Annotated in this window: 22 protein-coding genes; 13 read left to right on the forward strand and 9 right to left on the reverse strand. The window is 72.7% G+C overall.

Annotated features, from left to right (window positions below):
* The first annotated feature begins 7 nt into the window (after window positions 1-7).
* On the forward strand, window positions 8-1,000 hold the full coding sequence (locus WMF44_RS19290; protein WP_437300591.1) for a serine O-acetyltransferase: 993 nt from the start codon (window positions 8-10) through the stop codon (window positions 998-1,000).
* Window positions 1,001-1,042: 42 nt separating this feature from the next.
* Here WMF44_RS19290 and WMF44_RS19295 read toward each other — a convergent pair whose 3' ends face one another.
* Window positions 1,043-1,333, reverse strand: a complete 291-nt coding sequence (locus WMF44_RS19295; protein WP_012236157.1) for a SelT/SelW/SelH family protein — start codon at window positions 1,331-1,333, stop codon at window positions 1,043-1,045.
* 455 nt (window positions 1,334-1,788) lie between these two features.
* Between WMF44_RS19295 and WMF44_RS19300 the strand changes: the two genes are divergently transcribed.
* The gene (locus WMF44_RS19300; RefSeq protein WP_437300592.1) at window positions 1,789-3,408 is read left to right on the forward strand and encodes an SEL1-like repeat protein; all 1,620 of its coding nucleotides are present in this window, start codon (window positions 1,789-1,791) and stop codon (window positions 3,406-3,408) included.
* On the opposite strand, the gene WMF44_RS19305 is transcribed toward WMF44_RS19300, so the two are convergent.
* Together WMF44_RS19305 and WMF44_RS19310 are read right to left on the reverse strand one after the other, a co-directional pair.
* Complete coding sequence (locus WMF44_RS19305; RefSeq protein ID WP_437300593.1) at window positions 3,405-6,674, reverse strand: UvrD-helicase domain-containing protein; 3,270 nt, start codon at window positions 6,672-6,674, stop codon at window positions 3,405-3,407. The genes WMF44_RS19300 and WMF44_RS19305 overlap by 4 nt on opposite strands.
* 281 nt (window positions 6,675-6,955) lie before the next feature.
* Window positions 6,956-8,119 carry a hypothetical protein gene (locus tag WMF44_RS19310; protein WP_437300594.1) on the reverse strand — a complete coding sequence of 388 codons (1,164 nt, stop codon included), beginning with the start codon at window positions 8,117-8,119 and terminating at the stop codon, window positions 6,956-6,958.
* Between the two features lie 608 nt (window positions 8,120-8,727).
* Here WMF44_RS19310 and WMF44_RS19315 point away from each other — a divergent pair.
* The 5 genes from WMF44_RS19315 to WMF44_RS19335 all read left to right on the forward strand — a co-directional run bounded on the left by WMF44_RS19315 (window position 8,728) and on the right by WMF44_RS19335 (window position 12,907).
* Window positions 8,728-10,164: a DEAD/DEAH box helicase gene (locus tag WMF44_RS19315; RefSeq protein WP_437301580.1), complete on the forward strand. Its 1,437-nt coding sequence runs from the start codon at window positions 8,728-8,730 to the stop codon at window positions 10,162-10,164.
* Between the two features lie 206 nt (window positions 10,165-10,370).
* The gene (locus WMF44_RS19320) at window positions 10,371-11,381 is read left to right on the forward strand and encodes a M23 family metallopeptidase (protein ID WP_437300595.1); all 1,011 of its coding nucleotides are present in this window, start codon (window positions 10,371-10,373) and stop codon (window positions 11,379-11,381) included.
* A 270-nt stretch (window positions 11,382-11,651) separates the two neighbouring features.
* The gene (locus tag WMF44_RS19325) at window positions 11,652-12,053 is read left to right on the forward strand and encodes an SPW repeat domain-containing protein (RefSeq protein ID WP_012236164.1); all 402 of its coding nucleotides are present in this window, start codon (window positions 11,652-11,654) and stop codon (window positions 12,051-12,053) included.
* Window positions 12,054-12,149: 96 nt separating this feature from the next.
* The gene (locus WMF44_RS19330; RefSeq protein WP_437300596.1) at window positions 12,150-12,467 is read left to right on the forward strand and encodes a hypothetical protein; all 318 of its coding nucleotides are present in this window, start codon (window positions 12,150-12,152) and stop codon (window positions 12,465-12,467) included.
* Window positions 12,468-12,781: 314 nt separating this feature from the next.
* Entirely contained in the window at window positions 12,782-12,907 is a 126-nt protein-coding gene (locus WMF44_RS19335; protein ID WP_437300597.1) for a hypothetical protein, read from the forward strand.
* A gap of 115 nt (window positions 12,908-13,022) precedes the next feature.
* On the opposite strand, the gene WMF44_RS19340 is transcribed toward WMF44_RS19335, so the two are convergent.
* Window positions 13,023-14,279, reverse strand: coding sequence for a dicarboxylate/amino acid:cation symporter (locus WMF44_RS19340; protein WP_437300598.1), 1,257 nt, complete (start codon window positions 14,277-14,279; stop codon window positions 13,023-13,025).
* 175 nt (window positions 14,280-14,454) lie between these two features.
* Here WMF44_RS19340 and WMF44_RS19345 point away from each other — a divergent pair, with 175 nt between their 5' ends.
* Complete coding sequence (locus WMF44_RS19345; RefSeq protein WP_437300599.1) at window positions 14,455-16,104, forward strand: protein kinase domain-containing protein; 1,650 nt, start codon at window positions 14,455-14,457, stop codon at window positions 16,102-16,104.
* 76 nt (window positions 16,105-16,180) lie between these two features.
* Window positions 16,181-16,672 carry a hotdog fold domain-containing protein gene (locus tag WMF44_RS19350; RefSeq protein WP_437300600.1) on the forward strand — a complete coding sequence of 164 codons (492 nt, stop codon included), beginning with the start codon at window positions 16,181-16,183 and terminating at the stop codon, window positions 16,670-16,672.
* A 112-nt stretch (window positions 16,673-16,784) separates the two neighbouring features.
* Here WMF44_RS19350 and map read toward each other — a convergent pair whose 3' ends face one another.
* The gene (gene map, locus WMF44_RS19355) at window positions 16,785-17,534 is read right to left on the reverse strand and encodes a type I methionyl aminopeptidase (RefSeq protein WP_012236171.1); all 750 of its coding nucleotides are present in this window, start codon (window positions 17,532-17,534) and stop codon (window positions 16,785-16,787) included.
* A 103-nt stretch (window positions 17,535-17,637) separates the two neighbouring features.
* Between map and WMF44_RS19360 the strand changes: the two genes are divergently transcribed.
* Window positions 17,638-17,955 (forward strand): LysR family transcriptional regulator, encoded by a 318-nt coding sequence (locus tag WMF44_RS19360; RefSeq protein WP_012236172.1) that lies wholly within the window; start codon window positions 17,638-17,640, stop codon window positions 17,953-17,955.
* Between the two features lie 29 nt (window positions 17,956-17,984).
* Window positions 17,985-19,865, forward strand: coding sequence for an inositol monophosphatase family protein (locus tag WMF44_RS19365; RefSeq protein ID WP_437300601.1), 1,881 nt, complete (start codon window positions 17,985-17,987; stop codon window positions 19,863-19,865).
* Between the two features lie 148 nt (window positions 19,866-20,013).
* On the opposite strand, the gene gnd is transcribed toward WMF44_RS19365, so the two are convergent.
* From gnd to WMF44_RS19380, 3 genes are all read right to left on the reverse strand, one after another.
* Window positions 20,014-21,009, reverse strand: a complete 996-nt coding sequence (gene gnd / locus WMF44_RS19370; RefSeq protein ID WP_437300602.1) for a phosphogluconate dehydrogenase (NAD(+)-dependent, decarboxylating) — start codon at window positions 21,007-21,009, stop codon at window positions 20,014-20,016.
* A gap of 100 nt (window positions 21,010-21,109) precedes the next feature.
* Complete coding sequence (locus WMF44_RS19375) at window positions 21,110-22,144, reverse strand: STAS domain-containing protein (protein ID WP_437300603.1); 1,035 nt, start codon at window positions 22,142-22,144, stop codon at window positions 21,110-21,112.
* A 5-nt stretch (window positions 22,145-22,149) separates the two neighbouring features.
* The gene (locus tag WMF44_RS19380) at window positions 22,150-22,299 is read right to left on the reverse strand and encodes a hypothetical protein (protein ID WP_437300604.1); all 150 of its coding nucleotides are present in this window, start codon (window positions 22,297-22,299) and stop codon (window positions 22,150-22,152) included.
* A 144-nt stretch (window positions 22,300-22,443) separates the two neighbouring features.
* Between WMF44_RS19380 and WMF44_RS19385 the strand changes: the two genes are divergently transcribed.
* The gene (locus tag WMF44_RS19385) at window positions 22,444-22,665 is read left to right on the forward strand and encodes a hypothetical protein (RefSeq protein WP_012236178.1); all 222 of its coding nucleotides are present in this window, start codon (window positions 22,444-22,446) and stop codon (window positions 22,663-22,665) included.
* Window positions 22,666-22,669: 4 nt separating this feature from the next.
* Here the strand turns inward: WMF44_RS19385 and WMF44_RS19390 are convergent, their stop codons facing one another.
* On the reverse strand, window positions 22,670-23,011 hold the full coding sequence (locus tag WMF44_RS19390) for a hypothetical protein (protein WP_437300605.1): 342 nt from the start codon (window positions 23,009-23,011) through the stop codon (window positions 22,670-22,672).
* Window positions 23,012-23,221: 210 nt separating this feature from the next.
* Between WMF44_RS19390 and WMF44_RS19395 the strand changes: the two genes are divergently transcribed.
* Window positions 23,222-25,336: a tetratricopeptide repeat protein gene (locus WMF44_RS19395; protein ID WP_437300606.1), complete on the forward strand. Its 2,115-nt coding sequence runs from the start codon at window positions 23,222-23,224 to the stop codon at window positions 25,334-25,336.
* Window positions 25,337-26,033 lie beyond the last annotated feature (697 nt).

The raw sequence follows: 26,033 nt of genomic DNA on the forward strand, positions 1-26,033 counted from the left end.
GGTCGACGTGAGCAAGAAGTGTGATGCTGCCCCCTCCGAGGCGCCCGCCGACCTGCACGGCATCGTCGACGCGCTGATCGCGAGCTACCGGGCGGATGCGCGCGGGCATCACATCAACAAGCGCTTCACCCCGTCGCGCCAGGAGATCACCGAGATCATCGATCTCCTGCTCCAGATCTTCTACCCGGGCTATCACGGGCGGCAGGACCTGTCGGACGAGGACCTGCTCTACCACGTGGGCACCCTGGTCTCGACGCTGCGCGACAAGCTGGAGCGACAGATCGAGCGCTGTCTGTGCTTCCAGGACGAGACCGTCGACGCGGGCCGCCTCGACGTCCCGAGGTGCCGGCAGCGGGGGCGCGACGTGGCGCGGCTGTTCATCGCCCGGCTGCCGGAGGTCCGGCGGCGCCTCCTGCTCGACGTGCAGGCGGCCTACGACGGCGATCCCGCGGCGGCCTCGATGGACGAGATCATCCTGGCCTATCCAGGCCTCCTCGCCGTGACGGTGCACCGGGTCGCGCACGAGCTGTACCTCCTCGGCGTGCCGCTCATGCCCCGGATCATGAGCGAGTGGGCGCACACGAGGACGGGCGCCGACATCCACCCGGGCGCCAACATCGGTGACAGCTTCTTCATCGATCATGCCACCGGCGTGGTGATCGGCGAGACGACCGACATCGGCGAGCACGTCAAGCTCTACCAGGGCGTGACGCTCGGCGCCCTGTCCCTGCCGCAGCACTCGCGGGGCGCGCGCGGCCTGAAGCGCCACCCCACCGTGGAGGACAACGTCACCATCTACGCGAACGCCACGGTCCTCGGCGGCAAGACGGTGCTGGGGCAGGGGAGCGTGGTGGGCGGCTCGGTGTTCCTCACGAAGAGCGTCGCCGGTGGCCAGCGCGTCGCGCTCGAGGCCCCGAGGCTGCGCGTCGCGTCGCCGCCCCATGGCACGCCCGCCGTCAGCGGCTCCGATCTGGACAGCATCCTCGACTTCGACATCTAGACCGCCGCTCTGCTCTGCATGGTGCAGCGGCGGGGGCGCGCCTCATCGATCGGAGTGGCCGAGAGGGCGCTCCGGGGCGACGCGATCGCGGATCGCCTGCTTGAGCTCCTTGGGCTCGGGGAAGCGCCCTTCGACGGCGCGCGAGAAGAGCGGCGCGCCGTCGAGCGTGATGTCGAAGGTGCCGCTCTCGCCCGGCGACAGGAGCACGTCGATCTCATCGGGGAAGGTGATCAGCAGCTCCTGAGCGAGCCAGGCCGCGCGCGTGAGCCAGCGGCACTTCGGGCAATAGCGGATCGCGACGAGCGGCCGTTGCGGGGCGGGGGCGGCGTCCATGCCAGGATCGTAGCGCGGGCGCGCGGCCGGTCGTATGCCGCGTGCGGTCGCGCTCGCCGTATTGACCAGACCCCATGGCTCATGGTTCTGTCGGCTCGATGAAGCGCGCGTTCGATTTGTGCGTGGTTGGGCTCTCGCTCGGAGCGATGGCCTGTGGGCCGGGCCTGGAACCCGAGGTGGTCGTGCATCCTCCCCGGCCCACTGCCTCGCCGGAGAGCACCGCCAGCACGACCAGCGGCGGGTGTCCGGCCATCGGCCACGCGGAGCCGCTCATCGTCGACTGGCTCACGACACGCCGCTCCGATCTCGGGCTCGCGATGAAAGACGGCATCGCCGTCGTCTCCTACGACTGCACGACGCTGAAGCTCCTCACGCAGTGCAAGCTCCCAGGGAGCTACTCCTTCGCCGGCGTGACCCGGGCAGAAAAAGTAATACAATTAACAAACCCTGCAGAGATGCAGGCGAACGTCCCCTTCGGAGCCCCGGCGCTGAGCACCGCGATCGAGGGCGGCGGCTCGGCCGCGATCGACGTGGCGCTCGTGCCGACGGGGAAGATGGCGACCACGGTGGCCTCCTCCTCCGCGCAGGATCTCTCGGGCAGCTGCGAGGGCGCGACGCATTTCGTGCGCGCCGCGCTCCTCGGGGCCTTCGCGATGGCGCCAGGCAGCCGGGGCACGGCGCGGACGGTGGATCAGGTCTTCGGGGCGGTCGGGGCGGCCGCGACGGCGAGCCAGGGCGGCACCACGAGCAAGGAAGGGGAGCTCGACGCCTGCCGGGCCGCGAAGCCCGACGCGCAGGCGCCGACGGAGCGCTGCCATGCGCCGCTGCGCCTCGAGCTCGTCCCGCTGCTCACGAAGAGGGCGGCGGCGGCCGAGGCTCCGGTGAAGCAGGCGGAAGACGAGTTCCCGAAGCTGTCGAGCCTGTGCCCGCTCGGGACGGTGCCGAACGGGGCGAAGTGCTCCCCGCCTGCGCTCGCGCCCGCGCACCTGTGCGAGCCCACCGACGCCCGAGCCTGCGCGGCGGAGTGCGGGAAGGGCGATGTCGGCAGCTGCTATCACCTCGGGATTCACTACCTGGGCGGCAAGGATTTTCCGCGCGATGACGCGAGGGCGGCGGAGCTGTTCGAGAAGGCGTGCGGCGCCGGCGTCACGCAGGCTTGCTACGCGAGGGCGAAGCAGCTCCTGCGCGACATGAAGAGCGCCAAGGTCCCCCCGGACGCCGCGGGGCGGGCCAAGGTGCGCGAGTTCGCCGACAAGGCGTGCGAGATGGGCGACGCTTGGGCGTGCTTCAGCGTGGCCGAGTGGTACCTCAGCGAGGGCCCGCAGGCGGTCCTCCCGAAGGACCCGACGCGCGCGGTCGCGTTCCTCCGGCGCGGCTGCGATCTCGGGCACGGGCCGAGCTGCAGCGCGCTGGGCAAGATGCTGGTCGAGGGGAAGCTCGCGGCGAAGGACGTGGGGGTCGCCGTGGGCGTGCTCCAGCGCGCGTGCCAGGGCGGCCAGTCCGAGGACTGCGTCGATCTCGGCGACATCCTGCGCAAGGGGCAGGGGGCGCCGAAGGACGGGGTGAAGGCGATCGCGGCGTACAGCCACGGTTGCAGCCTGGGGGACATGCACGCCTGCAACGCCGCCGGCTCGGTCTACGCGCAGGGCGACGGCGTTCCGAAGGACGTCGCGAAGGCGTATTCGTTCTTCGAGAAGGGCTGTCCGGAGAAGGGGTTCGGGGCCGAGGCGTGCTTGAGCCTCGCCGGGATGTACGAGAAGGGGAGCGGCATTCCGAAGGACATGCCGCGCGCAGCGGCGCTCTACGAGAAGGTGTGTGGCACCGGCGGCTGCGTGCGGGCCGCCGAGATCTGGCAGCGCGGCGAGGGCGTGACCGCCGATCCGGAGCGGGCCTACTCGCTCTACGAGAAGGCCTGCACGCAGTGGGGCGAGAAGAAGGCGTGTGACGCGTTCGGCCCGCTCCTGGAGCGCAAGGACAAGGATCGGGCCCGGACCTTCTACGCAGACCAGTGCGTTCGGACGCAGGACAAGGCGGCGTGCGCGGCCCAGAAGCGGCTCGGCGGCGCGCCCCGCTAAAAAAGCTTCATCTGACGATCGGCCCCGGCGCGTGAGCCCCTCTGCGCCTCGGGCGACGGGCCGACCCGCAGGAGCAGGCGCTCCTCCACCTCGCGTACGAACGGCGACACCTCGGTCTCAACCACCTTGCCGTGCCGCGCGCGCTGCATGGCGCGGGTCAGGAACAACCGCTCTCGCGCCCGCGTCATGCCCACATAAAAGAGCCGGCGCTCCTCGGCGACGTCCGTCTCGTCCCTGCCGGGGAACCGGAGCGGGAGCAGGCCGTCCTCGCACCCCACGAGGAAGACCACCCGGAACTCGAGCCCCTTGGCCGCGTGCAGCGTCAGCAGCGAGATGCGGTCGGCCCGCGGATCCCACGCGTCGATCTCGGAGCACACAGCGAGCTCGATCGAGAAGCGATCGACGTCGCCGCCGCAGCGCTCCGCGAGCGCGAGGTGCAGCTCCAGCGCGGCGTCCACGTCGGCCTCGCGCAGACACGCCGCGCTCGCCCCGCCCTCCTCGGCCGCGCCCGCCGCGGGCGGAGCGCCGGCGAGCCCGGGCTGCGCCACCTCCTCGCGGAGGCGCGCCGCGGCCGCCTTCAGGCGCGCCGTGAGCGGCCCCGGCGGTGTGCCAGCGAGCGCCCGCGCGAGCGCCTCCGAGCCCGCGCGCTCGGCGACGCGGCGATCCGACCGCCGCTGGAACGGCATCCCCGAGCGGGCGAACGCCTCCCGGAGCCGCTCGGACTGCGCCTCGGTCCGGTAGAGCACCGCGAAATCCGAGAAGGAAACCTCGCCGCTCCCGGCAGGATCGCTCACCCGCCCGCTATCCATCGAGAAGAACGTGGACCCGCCGAGCATCCGCTCGATCGTGTGGACCACGCGCTCGGCTTCGGCGGCTTCCGTCGGCGACTCGTGGACCGCCACGAGCTCCACGCCGCCCGCGCTCGGCAGGAGCTCCCGCGCGCCGAGCGTCGGTGAGGGCGCGATCACCTGGAGCGCCGCCTCGACGATGGGGCGCGACGAGCGGTAGTTCCGCTTCAAGCGCACCACGCGCGCCGCGGGGAAATCTTGCTGGAAACGGAAGAAGAAGCCCACGTCCGCGCCGCGGAATCCGTAGATCGCCTGATCGGGATCGCCGATGGCGCAGACGTTCCCGCCGGGAGCGACGAGCGCGCGCACCAGCCGGTACTGGCGCTCATCGATGTCCTGGTACTCGTCGATGGAGAGATACCGGGCCCGCCCGCGCGCCGCGGCGAGCGCTCCGCTCTGCTGCTCCAGGAGCAGGACGGCGTGCCCGATCAGGTCGTCGAGGTCGAGGAGCCCGCGCGCGGCGAGCTCGTCCTCGTACACCTTCCACGCGCGGTCGACGTGGCGGTCGATCTCGCCGCCCGCGGCCGGCGACCCGTGCGCGTCGGCGTGGCGCGGGCAGCGCCGCTTCAGCGCGGCGATGTCGGCGAGCAACCTGGCCGCCCGCCGCTCCGGGACGCCGAGCGCCGCGGCGAGCAGCGCCGTCCGCTCGCGCTCGCCGGCGATCGCGGGCGGCGCGGCCCCCGCGCCCTGCGCGTGCTCGCGGAGCAGCGAGAGGCCGAGCGCGTGGAAGGTCATGGCGGGGACGCGGCCGCCGGCCTCGCCGAGCAGCGCGCCGAGCCGCTCCCGCAGCTCGTCGGCGGCGCGGCGGGTGAAGGTGATCGCGAGGCACTGCTCCGGCGGCACCCCGAGATCGAGGACGAGGTGCGCGATCCGGTGCGTGAGCGTGCGGGTCTTGCCCGTGCCTGGCCCCGCGAGGAGGAGCAGCGCGCCGTCCGTGATCTCCGCCGCCGCCCGCTGCTCCGGGTCGAGCGCATCGAGCGGCGCTGCGCCGCCCGGCGCGGGCGGCGCGCCGCGGGACACCTCGCCGGCCGGCGCCGGGCGAGGCGCCGCGTCGGCCCGGCCGCGGCGCGGAGGGGGGCGTGACGCCGCGGGAGCGCGCGCCCCCGCGGGAGGAGGCCGCGGCGCCGCGGCCTCCGGCTGGAAGAGGAGCCCGCCCCCGCGGCGCTGCGCGAGCTCCTCCGGCTGGAAGACCCGGATCGCGCCGTACTCGCCGTCGTAGCCTGCGTCGCGGATCACGCGCCCTTCGCGCATCCGCGCGATCGCCTCGGCGAGCAGGGGCGTCCCGGCGCGCTCGATCTCGTCAAGCGGGGCGTCGCCGAGGAGGAACAGCTCGGGGCCGACGCGCGACAGCACCCCGTCGTAGCTCCGCTGCACCACCTTGCTGGAGGCGCCGACGCCGTGGAGCTCGGCCAGCACCTCGGGCAGCGGCACCAGGTTGCGGAACTCGCTCGCGCCCTCGGGGCGCACGCCCTCGTCGCGATCGGCGAGCTCCTCGACCCGGTGCAGCACGCCCACCGTGACCGGGTGCCCGCACACGGGGCAGGCGAGGGCGAGCGCCCGCGCCTCCGCCGGCGAGAGCACGACATTGCACTTGCGGTGGCCGTCGAGGTGGTATTTGCCCTCTTCCGGGAAGAACTCCACCGTGCCCCCGAAGCCCTGACCGGTCTCCAGGGCGCGCCGGATCGCGAAGTAGTCGAGCGGGGCGTCGAAGGCCGTGGCCTCGCGCCCGAGCTTCGCGGGCGAGTGCGCGTCCGAGCTCGAGACGAGCCGGTACCGATCGAGCCCGGAGATCCGCCAGTTCATCGCAGGATCGGACGAGAGCCCGGTCTCGAGCGCGAAGATGTGCGGCGCGAGATCGCCATAACACTCCTCGACCGCGTCGAAGCCCGCCCTGGAGCCCAGCACCGAGAACCAGGGAGTCCAGATGTGCGCCGGCACGAGGTAGGAGCCCTCGCCGGCCTCCAGCACGATCTCGAGCAGGTGGCGCGAATCGAGCCCGAGGATGGGCCGCCCGTCGGCGGTCAGGTTGCCTATCTTGGCGAGCGCGCGGACGATGCGCTCCGCCGCGTCGAAGCTGGGCGCGTAGAGGAGGTGATGGATCTTCCGCGTCCGATCTCCCTTCTTGTAGATCGTCGAGATCTCCACGGAGAGGACGAAGCGCGTCGCTCCGCGGCAGGCCCCGGGGAGCCGCTCCGAGACCGCGCGGCCGAGATCGTCCCGGAGGCGGAAGAGCCCGGGCTCGGCCGGCACGAGGTGCTCGCGGAGCTCGGCCATCCACGCTGGATGGGTGAAGTCCCCCGTGCCCAGCACCGCGATGCCCTTGCGCTGAGCCCAGTAGCTCAGATGCGCGAGATCGCAATCGCCGCTCGTCGCGCGGGAGTACTTCGAGTGCACATGGAGGTCTGCATAGAAACGCATGGTGTTCCGCCGTGAGGTGTCGTTTACCTATCGAGCTCCCTCGCGCTGTCAATCGCGGATACCAGCAGTCTTGGTAAAATATGGTTGGAAATTGAGGTGGGCTGATCGCAATGCGTCGCGATGCGTAAAAGTCGTTGTCCCGTGGCAAAAGGCGCTCGCTCGATGCAATGCGGCTCGACGGGCTCGCCCGTGTGGCAAAAAAATGCTCGACCCGAGCCTGTACGCGCGGGCGCGAGCCCCGGTCCGGAGGGGACCGCCGGCCGCCGCGAGGCATCACGAGGTCACGGGGTCGCGGTCGAGGGCGCCGGGCTCTTGCGGGTCAGGTAGAAGAAATCGCGCAGGGAGCGCTTGCGGATGTACTCGTCTTCCGAGAACTCGAAGCCGCTCGCCAGCGCGACCGGCGCGAGGGCGCCGCCCTCACCCGGCTCGTAGAGGAGGAACTTCGGGTACGACCAGTTCACGTCGAGCTGCGCCACCGCCGAGGCGCCGGCGTGCTGCATCCCGAGCGCGATGGCGGGCGCCGTCGTGTGATTGCTGATCCCGACGTAGAGGACCTTGCCGTCGCGGTCGAGCCCGACCGCGGAGCGGCGGATCACCGTGTTGCCGTCCAGCGTGGCGCCCCAGTTGCGGACCTGCGGCGCGCGGAGCAGCGGGTGCAGCTCGCCCTCGTCGACCATGCAGCTCGGCGTCTGCCGCCACCACTGCATGTCGCTCTCTCCCGCCGAAAGCCTGGTCCATGGCGCGATCTGCAGCCGCCCGTCGCGGCGCCGCGCGAGCGTGCAGCCCTGGTCCCGGGGGCGCACCAGCGTCACGCCGTCGAGCCGCATCCCCCACTGGCCGTGCTCGGTCATGAAGCCGCCGTTGAACGCCGCGAGCAGCCGCCCGTGGTCCGCCTCGGGGATCTTCGCGGGCCGCTCGTAGGGCTTGCCCTCCTCGGTCGTCGCCGCCGGCTCGCGGGAGCCGGCCACGAGATGCACATCGACCCGCGCGAGATCCACCGCCACGATGAACAGCTCCGCCCAGGAGCGGTTCGGATCCGGGTGGAGCAGCGTCTTGTGGAGGCGCGGGGCGTCGCTCGGATGGGCGTGATCCGCGATGGGCACCCACCGCCCGTCGCCGGGAGCCGACCAGGCCGCGTGCGAGGGGCCGACGTCCGTCGGCCGGAACGCCGCCGCGCCGGTGTCCCCCGCGGCCGGGCTCGGCGTTGTGGCCGAAGGCGGCGAGGCGGTCGCGGCAGGGCCCGGCTGCTCGGGCACCTCCCAGTACGTCTTCGGCGGCTCGTCCTTGCGCCAGAGCTGGTGGACGCGATCCTCCAGGGTGTAGGCGGTCTCCTCGAGCGCCGTCACGTTCTCGGCCCCGATCACCGAACGCAGCCCGTTCGCGACGAGCGGGCCCATCCATGGAATGCGGTGCACCGCGATCCATAACCCGGCCCCGGAGAGCATCGGGACGGCGACGGCACCGAGAACCCAGCGTCGAAGCCGGGATCGGGGCGACCGAAGGACGGGGCGCTCCGGAGCGGAGTGCCCGACCTGGGCCGGCGTTTTCGAGGCTTCGGCGGTTTCGGCCATGGCGTGCTGCAGTGCTTCGAAGGGGCGGGAAGACGCTGGAGGTCGCGGGCGACGCGGGGCGACCTGCGAGCGCGAGCGCACGAGAAGCGGGCCCTCCGCTCGGGCGACGGTCTAGCATGGTGCGCCGCGCGCGCGGAGGCCGCTCAGCGCGCCCCGAGCGGAGCGACGCGATCGCGGCTCGCCGTTGGCTCGCGGCTCGCCGTTGGCTCGCGGCTCGCCGTTGGCTCGCGGCTCGCCGTTGGCTCGCGGTCGCGGCTCGACTTCCTCGCCACGCCGTACTAGAGTCGCCGCCTCGGACTGACCTGGCACGGGTCGCGGTGCTCGGTCGCTGTCAATGGTCCTCGCAGCCTCCGCTCAAGGCGGCGCGAGGCGGCAGCTCTCCGTGATCGAACCCTCTCCACAGGGAGGGCGCGGTGCCGCGGCGTCCTTTCCGCCCTTGCTCAGGAGGGGCTGTGCTCCAGCCCGATTCCAGCCCGATGTCCATGCAATTTGCCGATCTCAAGCTCATCGAACCGCTCCTCCGCGCCATCGAGGCCGAGGGGTACAGCGCCCCGACGCCCATCCAGCAGCAGGCCATCCCGCCCATCCTGGAGGGCAACGACCTCCTCGGTTGCGCGCAGACCGGCACGGGCAAGACCGCCGCGTTCGCGCTGCCGATCCTGCAGCGCCTCGCGCAGAGCGGCGGGCCGAGGCAGGGCGGGCTCCGCGTGCTCGTGCTCACCCCGACGCGCGAGCTCGCGGCGCAGGTCGCCGAGAGCTTCACCACCTACGGCAAGAACCTCGGCCTGCGGACCGCGGTCGTCTTCGGCGGGGTAGGGCAGCGCCCCCAGATGGAGGCGCTGCGCCGCGGCGTCGACGTGCTCGTGGCGACGCCGGGCCGGCTGCTCGATCTCTGCTCGCAGGGCATCGCCCCGTTCGGTCGGCTCGACACGCTCGTCCTCGACGAGGCCGATCGGATGCTGGACATGGGGTTCATCCACGACATCCGGCGCGTGCTCGCGATGCTGCCCGAGCGCCGGCAGACGCTCCTGTTCTCGGCCACGATGCCGCCGGACATCCTGAAGCTCGCGAACAGCATCCTGCGCAACCCGGTGCGCGTCGAGGTCGCGCGGATCGCCACGACGGCCGAGAACATCGACCAGCGGGTGGTCTTCGTCGAGCGGTCGGACAAGCGCGCGATGCTGGAGCACGTGCTCAAGGATCCCGCGCTCCGCCGGGCGATCGTGTTCACCCGCACCAAGCACGGCGCCAACCGCGTGGTCCAGCAGCTCAGCCGTGCGCGCATCGAGGCGGTCGCCATCCACGGCAACAAGTCCCAGGGCGCGCGCGAGCGGGCGCTCGCGAGCTTCAAGCAGGGGACGACGAGCGTGCTCGTCGCGACCGACATCGCGGCGCGCGGCATCGACATCGACGACATCTCGCACGTGATCAACTACGACCTCCCGAACATCCCGGAGAGCTACGTGCACCGCATCGGCCGCACGGCGCGCGCCGGGGCGTCCGGGGTGGCGCTCTCGTTCTGCGACAGCGAGGAGCGCGCTTACCTCGCCGACATCGAGCGCCTCATCCAGAAGCGCCTCCCTCTCCTGGCCGACCCCGGGGTTCCCGTCTTCCAGATCGATCCCAGGCCCGCACAGCAGGCGCAGGGGCAAGCTCGGCCGCAGGCGCAGGGCCGGCCGCAGGGACAGGGCCGTCCACACCCCCAGGGGCACGCTCGGCCGCAGGGACAGGGCCGGCCGCAGGGACAGGGCCGGCCGCACCCCCAGGGGCAAGCTCGGCCGCAGGCGCAGGGCCGACCGCAGGGACAGGGCCGCCCACACCCCCAGGGGCACGCTCGGCCGCAGGCGCAGCCCGCGGCGCAGGCGCAGCCCGCGGTACGGCCGCTGCCGCGGCACGACACCCCTCGCGTCGACAACTGATCCTCACCGCGCTGCCCGCCGCGCTCGATCCATCACGCCGCGCATCGCCTGATGCGCGCGGTACCGCGAGCCCGGTGCTCGTTGGCGCTCGTCGCGCGCGCAGGTCGTCTGCCAGGCGCGCACGTCGTTTGCGACCGGACCATGCCTGAATGACGCGCTTCGACATTATCTCGTCGATGTGCGGAAACTCTGGCACGATCGCTGACATGCGCGTCCCCGTCATCGTTGTAAGCCTGCTCACGATCGCTGCCTGCGATCGCGGAGCTCCTTCTTCGAGCTCGTCCACCACGGGCGCCCAGGCCTCCGCCGATCCGGCGCCGACTGCCTCGGCCGCCCCGGTCGCCTCCGCGAGCAGCGCGCCGGCCGAGGCGCCCGACGCCAGCGCCGCTCCCGCGGCGGCCGACACCGCCGATGCCGCGGCGAGCGCGGCGGCCGACGCCGGGCCGCCCGCGGCCGACGACAGCCGCCTCTCGGTGGAAGGGCGCGCCGTCCAGGGAGGGCTCCTGCGCGCCAAGCTGAACGGCAAGCTGCGCCGCATGGCGTTCCCCGGCCATCGCGTGACCGTCAGCGACGAGGGAGAGTTCCTGATCGCCTTCTCGCGCAACGCGCCAGCGCAGGAGAAGCTGACCATCACGTTCGACGACGGGCAGGTGCTCGAGAAGATCTTCGACGTGGAGCCTCGCAAGTTCGAGGTCGACAAGGTCGACCGCCTGCCGGAGAACATGGTCAAGCTCGACATGGCGACGCGCGTGAAGCTCGCGCAGACCGACAAGAAGCTCGACGCGCTCCGGAGCAAGTACACGAAGAGGAACTGTTACAAGAACGGCTTCATCTGGCCGTCCAAGGGCCCCATCACCTCTCGGTACGGCCAGCCGCGCCTGCTCAACGGCACGGACGGCGGGATCCACTGGGGCGTGGACATCGCGGTGCCCGTCGGTACGCCGGTGCGCGCGCCTGCCTGCGGCAAGGTCGTGCTCGTCGAGAAGGACCTCCCGCTGAGCGGTCACACCGTGATCATCGATCACGGGCACGGACTGACCTCCACGTTCATCCATCTGCACGGCTTCGCCGTGAAGGTGAACGACGAGGTCAAGCAGGGGCAGGTCATCGCGACCGTCGGGATGACCGGCCGCACGAACGGACCGCACCTCGACTGGCGCATGAATCTCTTCGAGACACGCGTCGATCCAGAGCTCCTGATCTCCGCCGCGAAGTGACGCACGGCGGGGCAAGGTGCCACACGAAGCGCGTTCATGGCTGAGCTCTCCCGGGCGGAAATGTGGCTCGGGTTCGGCCGTCGAAGCGGCCGGCGCCTCCAGGCGCACGCCCGCTGATCTTCCTTCCCGGGCCGATGGATGATCGAATGGCCGCCGAGGTCGCCGGGAGGACAAGCTCTCTCCCGCGAGCCTCTTGGCGGCATACCCCTTGCAAATTTCCGGACCGACGAAGGCACTCAATCCGGATATCGATTTTGCAAGGAGTCGGTCATGAAGATGCTGTCGCCTCGAGCTCATGGGTTTGTGGACTATGCGGTTGCGGCCCTGTTCCTGCTGGCCCCTTCGCTGTTCGGCTTCGGCGGGCTCCCCGAGACGCTCTGCTACATCCTGGGCGCCGCACACCTCGGGATGACGCTGCTCACCGCGTTCCCGCTGGGCGCCGCGAAGCTCATCCCGTTCCCTGTCCACGGGGCGATCGAGGCCACGGTCGCCGTGCTCCTCGTCGCGGCGCCGTGGCTGTTCGGCTTCGATGAGGAGCCCGCGGCGAGGAGCTTCTATCTCGTGTCGGGCGTGGCCGTCGGCCTGGTCTGGCTCGCGACGGACTACCGTTCTTCGTACGCCACGACGACAGCCAGCGCTCGTTACCGGCCGGAGCACCGGTCGTTCTCCTGAGGGGCGTGCGCGTGCGCCTCGCGATCGGCGCGGCGGTCAGGGTGGTGGATCGCGCGGATTTACGGCAAGCTCATGCGTGGCGGGAGGACAGACGCCGTGAGCGACCCGAAGAAGCCGGATCCGATGAGCCTGCGGGTGGGTGACTTCCTCGTGAAGGTGGTGCCCGTCGGTGAGACGAGCGACGCCCTCGATACCGAGGCGAACCGCGAGCGGGCGCAGCGGGCCGAGGAGGACCAGCGGGCGGCCCAGTTCGGCGCGAGCGGCGAGGGGGCAGGGGAGGCCTCGCAGGGGGCGGCGGAGGCAGCCGTGGACGAGGCGATCGAGGAGGCGCGGGCGCGCTTGAAGAGCGCCGGCGAGGACGCGCCGATCTTGGTGTGCGATCCGGTGACGGGAGCGACGTTCACCCTCGAGTGACGGAGGGCGGCACCGTCCACCGGCTCCCCGTTTCCGCGCACACCTCGACCGCGACGGAACAGCCTTCCGGCGCCTGTTCTCCGAGACGCCCATCCTGAGCACGCCCGCCTCACGGGACCCTGTTTCGGCCGGGGCGGCAGCGACGGCTGCCGCTATCGTGGATGTTCCTCTGCTTGGCTTGGCCGTCCATCCGCTCCGTCCGAAGCCCTGTCCGCTCCCGTGGAGGAAAACACGGCGCTGCAAGTCTTCAACATTACTCCGATCCGGTCAGGGAGTTACTCCACTTCCCGCGACGACTGACCCAGGGGAGAGCCATGATGAACATGCCGATGATGCCGATGATGGGCATGATGCCGAGCATGATGGGCATGATGATGCCCGCGATGATGATGCCGAACATGATGGGCATGATGATGCCCGCCATGAAGATGGCGGCCTGAACCAAGGAACGTCGGCGAGCGGCTCAGCCCCGACGGTCGGGAGCGGGCGCTCCAGACCCGCGGGGCGCGACGCCTCCGCTGCGAAGCGTCGCGCGTGGGCGCTCGCCCCGTCCCGTCACGCGCCGGCTGCTTCCTGCGGCTTCGGGTGCTGATCCCGCGAGACGAACACCGCCGCTGCCAGATCCCCCACCACGTTGATCACCGTCCGGCACATGTCGAGGAACCGATCCACCCCGAGGACCAGACCGAGCCCCTCGGGCGGGATGCCGAGCATCCCAAGGATCATCGCGATGACGGGCAGCGAGCCGGCCGGGATGCCCGCCGTGCCGATCCCCCCGAGCACCGAGATGAGCATCACGGTCGCCTGCTGCCCGAAGCTCAGCGACACGCCGTAGACCTGGGCCAGGAAGAGCACGGTCACCCCCTCGAACAGCGCCGTCCCGTTCTGGTTCATCGCGGCGCCGGCGGTCAGCACGAAGCGCGCCACGGACGGCGGCAGCTTCAGCTCCTCCTCGGCCACCTTCAGCGCGGTCGGCAGCGTCGCGTTCGACGAGGCGGTCGAGAACGCCGTCACGATCGCCGTCCGGCTCCCGCGAAAGAACGCGACCGGCGACATCCCGCCAAGGAAACGGACCGAGAGCGAATAGACCACGAACATGTGCAGGCCGAGGCCGAGCAGCACCGTGAGCACGTACGCCGCCAGCTGCTGCATGATGCCGATGCCCATGCGGGACGTGATCGTGAAGAGCAGCGCGCCCACGCCGATCGCCGCGAACCGGAGCACCCCCTCGATGAGCCGCATCGAGACGTCGAGCAGCCCCTGGATGCACTCGCGGAGCCGCGCCGCCGCGCCGGTCTGGGTGAGCGACAGGGCGATGCCGAAGAGCAGCGAGAACGTGATCACCGCGAGCACGTCGCCCCCGGCCGCGGCCTTGAAGATGTTGTCCGGCACCATCGCGATGATCATCCCGACCGGCGATGTGTCGGCCGGCGCGGTCGCCGCCTTGATCCCCCCGCCGTGCGCGAGGCCCCGGACCGCCTCGGGCAGGCCGTCGCCCGGGCGGATCAGGTTCACCAGGACGAGGCCGATCAGCACCGCGATGCTCGAGACGACGGCCGTGTAGCCCAGCGTCCGCAGGCCGAGCCGGCCGACGTGCTTCAGATCGAGCTCGCAGACGCCCATCACGAGCGCCGAGAACAGGATCGGGAGCACGAGCATGAACAGCAGGCGCAGGAAGATCTGGCCCACCGGGTAGGTGATGTGATCGACGATCCAGGTGAGCGCCGGGTGCCCTGCCGCGACAGCGTTCGCCGTGAGACCGCCCGCCGCCCCGACCGCGACGCCGAGCAGCATCGTTCGATGCGATGACATGGCGCCACCTTACACAAGCCGCGGCGCCGCGATCCGCGGAGTTGACGCCACGCCCTCGGGCCCTCGACGGCCAGCGGGGCGTCCTGCGGCCACGGATCGACCTCCGCACGCGCCGTCCGCGGGCCAAGGGCCGCCTGTCCAAGCCCACGCGGATCCATTAGGCTCCCGGCCGGCCATGCTGAAGCCGGGCGATTCGTTCGAGCGGTACACGATCGAGGCCGCCATCGGGCAGGGGGGGATGGGCTGCGTCTACCGGGCGCACGACGCGCGGCTCGGGCGGCGCGTCGCGGTCAAGGTGATCGCGGGCGGCGCCGTGGACGAGGACGCCGGCGCGCGCCTGCTCCGCGAGGCGCGCGCCGCCGCAGCGCTCGATCACCCGAACGCCGTCTCGATCTTCGACGTCGGCGAGCTCGAGGGGACGCCGTTCATCGTGATGGAGCTCGTCCCGGGCCGCACCCTGCGCAGCGCCATCAGCGGCGCCGACGCGCCGGCGTCGACGCGGATCGCCTGGCTCTCCGACGTCGCCCGCGCGCTCGCGGCGGCGCACCGGCGGGGGCTCGTCCACCGGGACATCAAGCCGGAGAACGTGATGGTCCGGGACGACGGGGTGATCAAGGTGCTCGACTTCGGCATCGCGCGCCGCGCCGCAGGCGACGCCGATCCGAACGCGTCCACCGAGGCCCCTGCGCTGCCGACGCTGACCTCGCTCGGCGTCAAGCTCGGGACGCCCGTCTACATGGCCCCGGAGCAGATCCGCGGCGCCGAGCTCGACGGGCGCGCGGACCAGTTCGCGTGGGGCGTGCTCGCCTTCGAGCTCCTCACCGGCAGGCTACCCTGGCGCGGCGCCGGCGACATGCTCGCGGTCGTCGCGTCGATCCTCACCGACGAGGCCGACCGCGCCCTGCTCGACGCCGCCGCCGTTCCGCCCGCGGTGAGCGCGGTCGTGCTGCGCGCGCTGTCGAAGCGCCCCGACGATCGGTTCGCGTCCATGGACGATCTCCTGCGCGTGCTCGAGGCGGCCGGGAGGGGCGAGGCGCCCGTCGCGCCTGCCGCCGCGCCGCCCGCGCAGGCGCCCGGCGCGCAGCGGAGCGAGGCGCCTCGCGGCGGCGAGACCGCGGCGCAGCGGTTCTCGACCGAGGAGGTCCGCGACGTCCTGGCGCAGGCGATCGAGCGCCAGGCCTCCGCCGACGGAGGCCTGGCGCGCGCCCCGCGGGGCGACGCGCGCCTCGGCTTCGACGACCTGCTCGCCGCGGCGGAGGAGGTGGGCGTGGGCCCCGAGGCGCTGCGCGAGGCGAGCCGCGCGCTTCGCGCGCGCGAGCGCGATGACGTGAAGCGGAGGTCGAGCGCGGCGACCGCCGCCGAGCGCGCCACGTGGCTCCGGCGCAAGCGCCGCGATTTCTACCGGCACCTCGGCGTCTACCTCATCGTCAACGCGGCGCTCCTCACGCTCGCCTTGCCGCTCGGCGTCGTGCTCTGGGCGGCGATCATCCCGCTGGGCTGGGCGATCGGCGTCGCCATCCACGGGCTTGTCGCGTTCACCGCGCACGAGGACGACTGGGCCGAGGAGGCCGAGCGCATGCAGTGGTGGCACGAGCAGCATCGCCGCAGGCACGAGGTGGCCATGGCGAGGGCGATCGGCAAGGACTGGCGCCCTGCGGCGGCCCCGCGCCAGCGCATCGGCGCGGCGGAGGAGGGGGGGGACCGTCAGGGCAAGCTGCGCGTCGAGACGGACACCGCGCGCTCCACGGCGGAGCGGGCGGAACGGGCGGAAGCGGAAGAAGAGGCCGCGGTCGCGGTGAACAAGCCCCAGCGGCGGCGGCGCTGACGAGGGAGCCGCGCCGCCCACGGCCTGACGAGGCGCCGGCCGGCATGCGCTAAGCTCGCGGCCCTTTGGAGGATCCATGTCCCAGCTGAACTTCATCTCCCGCTCGCTCGCGCCGCTCCAGGCGCTCCCGTCCTTCCTGCGCACGCGCGCGCAGTCCGTGCTGTTCCAGCGCATGGTGCCGTTCACCGGGACCGCCGGGATCCAGTTCGACGAGGTGAGCTCGGATCGGGTAGCGCTGCGGCTCGCCAACGGGCGCAGGGTGCGGAACCACATCGGCGGGGTGCACGCCGCCGCGGCGGGGCTCCTGGCCGAGACGGCGACCGGCTTCGTCGTCGCCGTCAACCTGCCGGACGACAAGCTGCCGCTCCTGCGCAGCATGAAGATCGACTACAAGCGCCGCGCCCAGGGCGGCCTCCGCGCGGTCGCGACCCTCACGCCCGAGCAGCGCCAGTCCTTCCTGGATCAGCCGAAAGGGGACGTGGCGGTCGTCGTCACGGTGACCGACGAGAGCGGCGCGTCGCCGATGGAGTGCGAGTTCGTCTGGGCCTGGGTGACCAAGGGGGTGTGACGCCGCCGCGTTCGCGCGCGGCGCGGGCGCGGTCAGTTGCGGCGGAGGCGCTCGATCTCGGCCAGCGCCTCGGCGAGCTGGCGCTCCAGGTCCGACGCGCGCTGCGCGGCCCTCAGAGCGTCAGGATCTCGCAGCCGTCCCGCGTCACGAGCACGGTGTGCTCGAACTGCGCCGAGAGGCTGCCGTCCTCCGTGACCATGGTCCACCCGTCGTCGAGCGTGCGGATGCGGTGCGAGCCCAGGTTGACCATCGGCTCGATCGTGATGGCCATCCCGGCGCGGAGCCGCATGCCCGCCCCGCGCACCCCCGTGTGCGCGACGTGCGGCGGCAGGTGCATCCTCCGTCCGATGCCGTGCCCGCCGACCTCGCGGACCACGCCGCACCCCTCCGCGCGCGCGATCTCCTCGATCGCCGCGCCGATGTCGCCGAGCCGCGCCCCGTCGCGCACGACCGCGATGCCCGCGTCCCGGCAGCGCCTGGCGACGTCCACCACGTGCAGCGCCTCGGGGCTCGGCTCCCCGATGAAGAACGTCGCGGAGGTGTCGCCGTGGTAGCCGTCGAGCTCCGTGGTCACGTCGACGTTGACGATGTCGCCCGGCAGGAGCACCTCGTCGCGCCGCGGGATCCCGTGGCACACGACGTGGTTCCGGCTCGTGCACACCGCCGCGGGGAAGCCCTTGTAGCCGAGCTGACTCGGGCGGCCGCCGCGCCGCGCCGTGTCCTCGCGCACCCACTGATCGATGTCCGCCGTCGTCACGAAGGGCTGGAGCCGCGCCCCGACGGCCGAGAGCGTCGCCGCCGCCGCGCGCCCTGCGCGCCGCATCGCCTCGCACGCGTGAGGCCTGAGGATGTCCACGTTCATGCGAGGCGTATGCGCGGGCAGCGAGCGGCCATCCAATACCGTTTTGATCTCGGGCCCCCGCGCGCGGCTCCCCGCGCGCGGGGTTCGGGCTAGAATCGGCCGCGTGAGCCTCTCGCAGATCCGTTACTTCATCGCCGTCGCCGAGGAGGGCCACGTCGGCCGCGCCGCGCGCCGGCTCCACATCGCGCAGCCGCCCCTCAGCCGGCAGATCCGCGGCCTGGAGGACGAGCTCGGCGCGCAGCTGTTCGAGCGCACCGCGCGCGGCATGCGGCTCCTGCCGGCCGGCGCGGCGTTCCTCGACCACGCCCGCACCATCGTCGCCCAGGTCGACGCGGCCGTCGCCGATGTGCGCGGCTACGGCGCCGCGCCTCCCCCGGGCGATCTCGACGCCGGCCACCGCCAGCGCGCCGACCTGGGGTAGGGTGCCTCGCGTGGAGCCAGGGGAACGGCATGGGCTACGACGCTGAGCTCGCGCTGGCCGTCGACGCGGCGCGCCGCGCGGGCGCGCTCCTCCGCGCGGAGTTCCACCGCCCGGGCGGCCCACGCGGCGCCGGGACGAGCGCCGACGTCGACGTGGAGGTCGAGCTCCTGCTGCGCGACGCGCTCACCCGGGCCACCCCGTACGCGTTCCTCGGGGAGGAGACCGGCGCCCTGGACGGCGCGGACCCGTCGCACCGCTGGGTCGTCGATCCGCACGACGGCACCGCGTCCTTCCTGCACGGCTACCGCGGCGCCTCGGTCTCCATCGGCCTCCTCCGCGAGGGCACCCCGGTGCTCGGCGTCGTCTTCGCGTACGCCTACCCCGACGACGACGGCGATCTCATCGCGTGGGCCGAGGGCGCCGGGCCGATCCGGCGCAACGGCGCCGCCGTCTCGACGTCGCTCGCCGGCGGCGCGCTCGATCGCTACGCGGTCGTGCTGCTGTCGCAGTCGGCGGATTACCTCCCCGCCCGCAACGCCCGCTGCGTCGCCCCCGCGCGGTTCCTCGCGCTCCCGAGCCTCGCCTACCGGCTCGCCCTGGCCGCGGCCGGCGAGGGCGTCGCCGCGGTCTCGCTCAGCCGGCCCCGCAGCTGGGACTACGCCGCCGGGCACGCGCTCGTGCGCGCCGCGGGCGGCGAGCTCGTCGACGACGACGGCGCGCCCGTCGCGTACACCGCGCAGGGCGACGGCGAGGTCTGCCGCCTCTTCGGCGGCGCCCCCGCGGTCGTGCGCGAGCTCGCGCGCCGCCCGTGGAACGCCGTCATCCACGGCCGCATCCCGCCGCCGCAGGGCACGTACGGGCTCCTGCGCCCCTCGCGCAGCCTGCTCGTCGAGGGCGCAGGCACGCTCGCGCGCGCGCAGGGCTGCCTGCTCGGCCAGCTCGCGGGCGACGCGCTCGGCGCGCTCGTCGAGTTCCGCACCGCGGAGGCGATCGCGCCGCTCTACCCGGACGGCGTCCGCGACCTCGCCGACGGCGGGACGTGGGGCACGCTGGCCGGGCAGCCGACCGACGACTCCGAGATGGCGCTCATGCTCGCGCGCTCGATCGTCCGCAAGCGCGGCTTCGTCGCGGAGGCCGCGCTCGACGCCTACGTGCACTGGTACGGCTCCGGCCCGTTCGACATCGGCAACACAACGGCGGCCGCGCTCAGGGCCGCCGCGGGCGCGCCGCTGCCCGGCGCGCGGCGCGAGCGCGCCCGCGCCGCCGCGAGCCTGACCAGCGAGGCGAACGGCTCGGTGATGCGCGCGGCGCCGCTCGGCGTCCTCGGCGCGGGCCGCCCGCGGGAGGCCGCGGCCTGGGCGCGCGACGACAGCGCCCTCACGCACCCCCACCCGGTCTGCTGCGCCGCCTCCGCCGCGTTCGTCGCGGCCATCGCCGCGGTGGTGGGCGGCGCCGGCGTCGAGGGCGCCTGCGCCGCCGCCCTCGACGAGGCGGAGCGCAGCGGCGAGCGCGCGGTCGTCGCCGCGCTCACGGCCGCGCGCGGCGCCCCGCCCCGGAGCTTCTCGCACCAGGCCGGCTGGGTGCTCATCGCCCTGCAGAACGCCTTCTACCAGCTCCTCCACGCGCCCTCGCTCGAGCGGGGCCTCGTCGACACGGTGATGGCCGGCGGCGACACCGACACGAACGCCGCGATCGCCGGCGCGCTGCTCGGCGCGGCGCACGGCCGGGACGCCGTCCCGGACCGCTTCCGCCGCCTCGTGCTCAGCTGCCGCCCGCTCCCCGAGGCAGGGGCGAAGCACCGGCGTCCGCCCGAGCTCTGGCCGGTCGACGCGATGCTCCTCGCCGAGGCGCTCCTCGCCGCCGGCCAGCGCGCGCAACCCGACGAGCGCGACTCGTCGGAGATCCTCTGAGCGTGAGGATAAAACATAATAAATTCAATAATTTGACACCTACTCGTGAGCCTCTTCAAGAGGATGAGGTTCTCCCCGCGGCGCCGCGCACCCGGGCGCGCAGGGAGCGCTCCCGGATCCTCACTCGATCGGCAGGCAGGGACGCCGCTCAGCCCCCCGTCGGGCGCTCCAGGTGTCCGCCGAACTTGTGCCGCATCGCGGAGAGGACCTTCTCGGCGAAGGTATGATCGTGGCGTGAGCGGAAGCGCGCGTAGAGCGCCGAGGAAAGCACCTCTGCGGGGACGGCCTCCTCGATCGCCGCCATCACGGTCCAGCGGCCCTCGCCGGAGTCCTGCACGAAGCCGCTGTACGCGGCGAGCTCCGGGCTCTCGGCGAGGGCGATCGCGGTGAGGTCGAGCAGCCACGACCCCACCACGCTGCCTCGACGCCACACCTCGGCGATCTCGCCGAGGTCGAGCGCGTACCGGTGCTCCTCGGGCAGGCGCTCCCCCGCCGCGTTCTTGAGGATGTCGAACCCCTCCGCGTAGGCCTGCATGAGGCCGTACTCGATGCCGTTGTGGACCATCTTCACGAAGTGCCCGGCGCCGACCGGGCCGCAGTGCAGGTAGCCCTCCTCCGACGTGCTCTGCGCGCCGCCCTGGGCCTCCTGCCTGCCCGGCGTGCGCGGGATGTCCCCCGGCCCCGGCGCGAGCGTGCGCAGGATCGGCTGCACCAGGGCGAACGCCTCGGGGGCGCCGCCCACCATGAGGCAGTAGCCGCGGTCGATCCCCCACACGCCGCCGCTCGTGCCGACGTCGACGTAGCGGATGCCCTTCGGGGCGAGCGCCCTGGCGCGGCGGACGTCGTCCTTGAAGTAGGTGTTGCCCCCGTCGATGATCACGTCGCCGGCGCCGAGCTGCTCGCCGAGCTCCTCCACGACGCGCTCGGTGGGCGCGCCCGCGGGCAGCATGACCCAGACCACGCGCGGCGATTCGAGCTGCGCCACCGCGTCGCCCAGGGAGGAGGCCGTCGCCGCGCCCTCCTCGCCCAGCCGCTTCACGCTGTCCTGGTTCAGATCGAACGCGACGACCTCGTGGCCGCCGCGCATGAGCCGGCGCGCCATGTTGGCGCCCATCCTGCCGAGTCCGATCATCGCGAGCTTCATCCGTCATGCTCCTGTGTGGGATCGCGGGCGTATCACAGCGGGCGGCGCGCGGCGCGCGGCCTTCACCGCTCCGGTCCGGGCGCTCCTCCGGCCGCGGCGGCTACCGGCGCGCCGGCTGTGCTTGCTGCCGGATCGCGCCCACCGCGTGCTCGAGCGCGCTCTTCAGCGTGCTGAACACCGGGATCCCGTCGAGGCTACCGCCGGACTCCAGGATGCGCCCGACCATCGCCGTGGGGACGCCCGAGACGATGCACCGGCTGCCGAGCAGCCTCGTCGCCGCGAAGATCCGGAGCAGGTGATCGATGGTCGAGGTGTCCGTCGCCTGCGCGCCGGTCAGGTCCACGATCATGAAGCGGGCGCCGTGCCGGACGACCGCGTCGAGCACCTCTTCCATCATGCGGGCCGCCCTCGCGCTGTCGATCGTGCCGATCACGGGCAGCGTGAGCACGCCGTCCCACACCTGGATGATCGGCGTCGACATCTCGAGCATCGCCTCGTGCGCCGCGCGGACCCGGTCGAGCTGCAGGCGCAGCTCGATCTGGACCCGCTCGAGCTCGTCGTTCTGCTCGCGCAGCTGCGCGCTCGCGGCGGCGAGGTCGAGCGAGTTCTTGAGCGTCGTGTACGTGGCCCCGACGTACAGGGCGTACGTGGTCGCGCTCGCCAGCGCCTTCCGGTCGATCTGGCGCTGGTCTTCCAGGGCGAAGAGCATCGTGCCGATGGTCTTCTTGTAGACCTGGATCGGCACATGGAAGACGACGTCGGGGTCGTCCGCGAGGAGCCACGCGCGCGCGCGATCCGCCTCGCGCGCCTCGTCCCACGGCCCCCTGAACCAGGCGGGGCGCTGCGCCTCCAGCGCCGCGACCATCCAGGCGTCCACGACGACGCCGCCGCCCTCGGGCGCCCCGTACTCGAAGGTGCCGCGCTCGTACCTCGCCGCGATCCTGGCGCCGCCGCCGTCCTTGGCGAGGACGACGCAGAGCCGCTGGGACGGGACGATCCAGCGCGCGCTCGCGCAGACCTCTTCCCACAGCGACCGCAGGTCCGGCTGGCTGGCGAGCTTGAGGAGGATCTCGTTCAGGACGCCGAGGACGATCCATCCGCCGCCGGCTTCGGGGGGCTGGCCAGGCTCTGGCATCAGCATCAGCGATCGGCGTCGAGCGGGCGGCCCGCGGCGTGGGTCCGTGGTTCGATGGCGCGCGCGGAGGCCGCTGTCATGACGCTCTCCCCGGGTCGCTCCCGCGCCGTCGTCGACGCGAGCGACGGGCTCGGGACCAGATCGAATCTCGGCACGGTGAACACTCCTCGCGCGCGGCGCGCAGCCCCATCCTACCGCGCAATCCGCCCGCGGTGGAGGGGCTCTTGCCCGAGGCGGGCTGGGCTCGCGCGCCGCGGCGCGGCGCACCCCGCGCGGCCGCTGCGTGCTACCGCTAGGGCATGAAGATCAAGGCACGTGACGGCAAGGTCTACGAGGTCGCGCCCGCTCCGCCCGGCGGCAGCCACGAGGTGCGGCTCGACGGCAAGGTGGTCGGTTCGTTCGTGCTGCTTCCCGACGAGACGCAGGTCACCGTGAAGAGCAAGCCCGCCACCGACGCGCTCCTCGTGGACATCGCCGATCGGTTCGTCGCCGAGGGCGGCGCGCCCATGGGGATCAGCTGAGCCGTCACGGCGCGCCCGCGAGCCTCACCTCGCGGAGGACCTCTGCCGGGGTGAAGCAGGCGACCGCGGGCGACGCTCCCTTGACGCGCTCCCGCAGGTGAACCGCGAGCGCCTCGGCGCGGGCCGCGTCCGGGGCGCTCGCGCCCAGCATGCGCTGGCCGCCGTTGCGCGCGAGGGTGCTCGCTGCCTCGAAGCGCGCGACGACGTAGCGATCGCGCTCGGTGGCGAGCACCGTGGCGCGGAGCAGCTTGCCGTCCCAGGCGGGCAGGGGGATCACCATGGAGTCGGCGCGACCGGGCGCCCAGCGCTCGACCGCGAGCACCTCGCCGTCCGGCAGGGCCGCCATCGCCTCGGCCCGGACGCGGACGGGGCACTTCGCACCCGCGGCCCACCGCGGCAGATCTACTGCGGCCTCTCCGGCGCGACGAGCGGAGTTGCTGCGCTGTATCTGCCCGCCGGCACCCGGCCGTCCATGCAATCGGGCGGGCGTCCTGGGCTATCCAGCCCAGGGAGAGGTCTGTAAACTCGCCGGAGCAGACTGCAGCTCTGGACGCGCATGCCGAAGCCGGTTCGTCTCTTCATCTCGTCTGCCCCGGAGGACGCCGCGTTGCGTGCCGAGGTGGAGGTCCACCTGAGGCCCATCGAGCGCAGCGGGTTGATCGAGGTCTGGCACGACGACCGGATCGCCGCAGGGGGAGAACCGGCGGCGGAAGCGCGCGCGCAGATCGAGGCGGCTGAGGTCGTGGTCCTGCTGGTGAGTCCCGCTTTCCTCGCCTCCGATCGTCACTTCGATGAGGAGGCAGCGCGCGCTCTCGCCCGGCGCGCCGCGGGCGAGGTGGTCGTCGTGCCCGTGCCTGTCCGACCTTGCGACTGGGGTTGGACCGAGTTCGGCAAGCTTGCTCCGCTCCCCGAGGGCGGGCGGCCTGTGGAGGGCTGGCCGGTTCGAGGCGAGGCCTGGACCGAGGTGGTGCGCGGCCTGCGCGCCGTGGTCGAACGCGTGATGAGCCGGCGGGCGGCTCCGGGAGGACGGAGCGCCCTGGCCGCGGGGCTGCCACCGGCGGAGCTGTGCATCGGCCGGGGCCTGGAGGTGGAGGCCATCGTCGCGGCGCTGGTGGGCAAGCCGCCGGGACGCGTGCTGCTCCTCGGCGCGGCGGGCGTCGGGAAGAGCACGATCAGCCTGGCGGTCCTGCACCGCCCGGAGGTGGTGGCTCGCTTCGGGGAGCGGCGCTTCTTCGCGCGGCTCGACGCTGCGCCAGATGCCGAGTCTGCAGCCGTCGCGCTGGCCGGAGCGCTGCGCATCGCCTCCGGCCCGGACCTGTGGCAGCAGGCGATGTCATTTCTCGCAGCAGGCCCGGCCGTGCTCGTGCTGGACAACCTGGAGACGCCCTGGGATGGCGACGACCAGCCTGGGACCGAAGCGCTGCTCGCGGAGCTCGCGGCCGTGCCGGACCTGTCTCTCGTGGCGTCGGTGCGCGGCGCGGGCCGGCCGGGGAGGGTGACCTGGAATTCGCCGATTGAGCTCCGGCCGCTGCGACGCCCCGAGGCGGAGGCAGTGTTCTGCGCCATCGCGGGCGAGGAGCACCGGAGCAAGCCGGCACTTTCGGCGCTGCTTTCCCTGATGGAGGGTATTCCGCTGGCGATCGCGCTGCTCGCGCACGCGACCCACGGAAACGACCTCATCAACCTGAAGGACGAGTGGGAGGCGCGCCGCACGGCGGTGCTGGAGCGCGACGGCGGAGCGCGCAATCGGCTCCGGAGTTGGAAGGCGTCACTGGATCTCTCGATCGGCTCGCCGCGGATGACAGCCGGCGCGCGTCGACTGCTCTCGGTGCTGGCGATGCTGCCGGACGGGATCGCGCAGCGGGATCTCGCGGTGCTCCTGCCGGGAATCGGGCCGGCGGCGGCGCGCGCGCTGGCGCAGGTGGGGCTGGCCTACTTCGAGGGCGGCCGGCTCAAGATGCTCTCGCCGGTGCGCGAGTACGTGGCAGCGGAGTACCCGCCGGTCGTGGAGGACCTGGGGCGGGCGATGGAGCACTACGGGGAGCTCACGTGCACGCTCGGGCCGGTGCCGGGGAGCCGCGGCGGCACAGAGGCGGCGGCGCGGCTCGCGCCGGAGACGGCGAACCTGGATTCGGTGATCCGACGCGGGCTCACGGAGGTCGAACCAGGGCGATGGATCGACACGGCGACGGCGTTGACCAACTTCGCGCGTTTTTCCGGGCACGCGGCTTCATTGCCCCTTGGTCGGGCGCTGGAGGTGGCGCAGCGCACAGGGGACGGGCGGCGAGAGGCGCTGTGCGCCCAGAGCCTTGGAGACGTCGCGCTCGCGCGCTCGCAGCACGACGAGGCGAGGGCGCGCTACGAAGAAGCGCTGCCGCTCTACCGGCAGGTGGGGTCTGTGCGCGGCGAAGCCGACTGCATCAGGCGCCTTGGAGAGATCGCTCGAGCCCACGGCAATGCCAGCGCGGCCCGTGCTCGCTACGAAGAAGCTCTCGCGCTGTACCAGCGCATCCCGGAGCCCTGCTCCATCGGTCGGACCCATCATCATCTTGCCGCCGTCGCGCCCGACGCTGTCACCCAGCACCAGCATGTCGAGGCCGCGCGCAGCGCATGGCAAAGGATCGATCGGATAGACCTGATCGCTCGTTTGGACCAAGACTTCCCTTCCTGAGCGCCGGCGACGCCGCACGGTCGTCCGGGAGCGAGCGCACCAGCGGTAACTCCTCGCTCACGGCGCTTTCGGGCCGCTCGCAGCGCGGATGGCTGGCCCCGCCCGCCCAGTTCGATAGAGATGCCCCATGGGCACGACCCGGACAGCGCCTGGTCCGGACCATCCCAGGCCGACCCGGACGTCGCCCGTCCTCTTGGGCCTACGGCGTCGGGCTCCGCGCCGGCACCCACCCGGGTCGGCTCCGCCGCAGCCGGCGCCTCCGCCGCCTGGCGCCGCGCCGCCGCCGGCCGCCAGGTCCCGATGGGCGCGAGCTGCTGCTGCTGTTGCGCGATCTCCGGCGTCCCGTCGCGCCCGACGCTCGCGGCGAGCGCCGTAAGAAATCGTCAATGCCGAAAGCCGCCTGAACGCCCGCAACGTCCCCTTGAAACCGGCACCACGCGCGGCATCACCACGAATGCGGACGGTGATGGCGCGAAGGCACTGCCGGAGCCCGCCCCAGACGATATGACCGCCGGACCCGTAACCCGCGTCGCGTACCCCGACGTTCACCCCGTGGCGCGTGCCCTACCGTTCACTGCGCGTCGTGTACCCCGCTGTTCACTACGCGGCGCGTGCCCTACCGTTCACTGCGCATCGCGTATCCCGCAGTTCACTGCGCGTCGTGTGCCCCGTCGTTCACCGCCTGTCGAGTATCCCG

This window comes from Sorangium sp. So ce426 (genome assembly GCF_051475585.1).
GTDB lineage: Bacteria > Myxococcota_A > Polyangia > Polyangiales > Polyangiaceae > Sorangium > Sorangium cellulosum_B.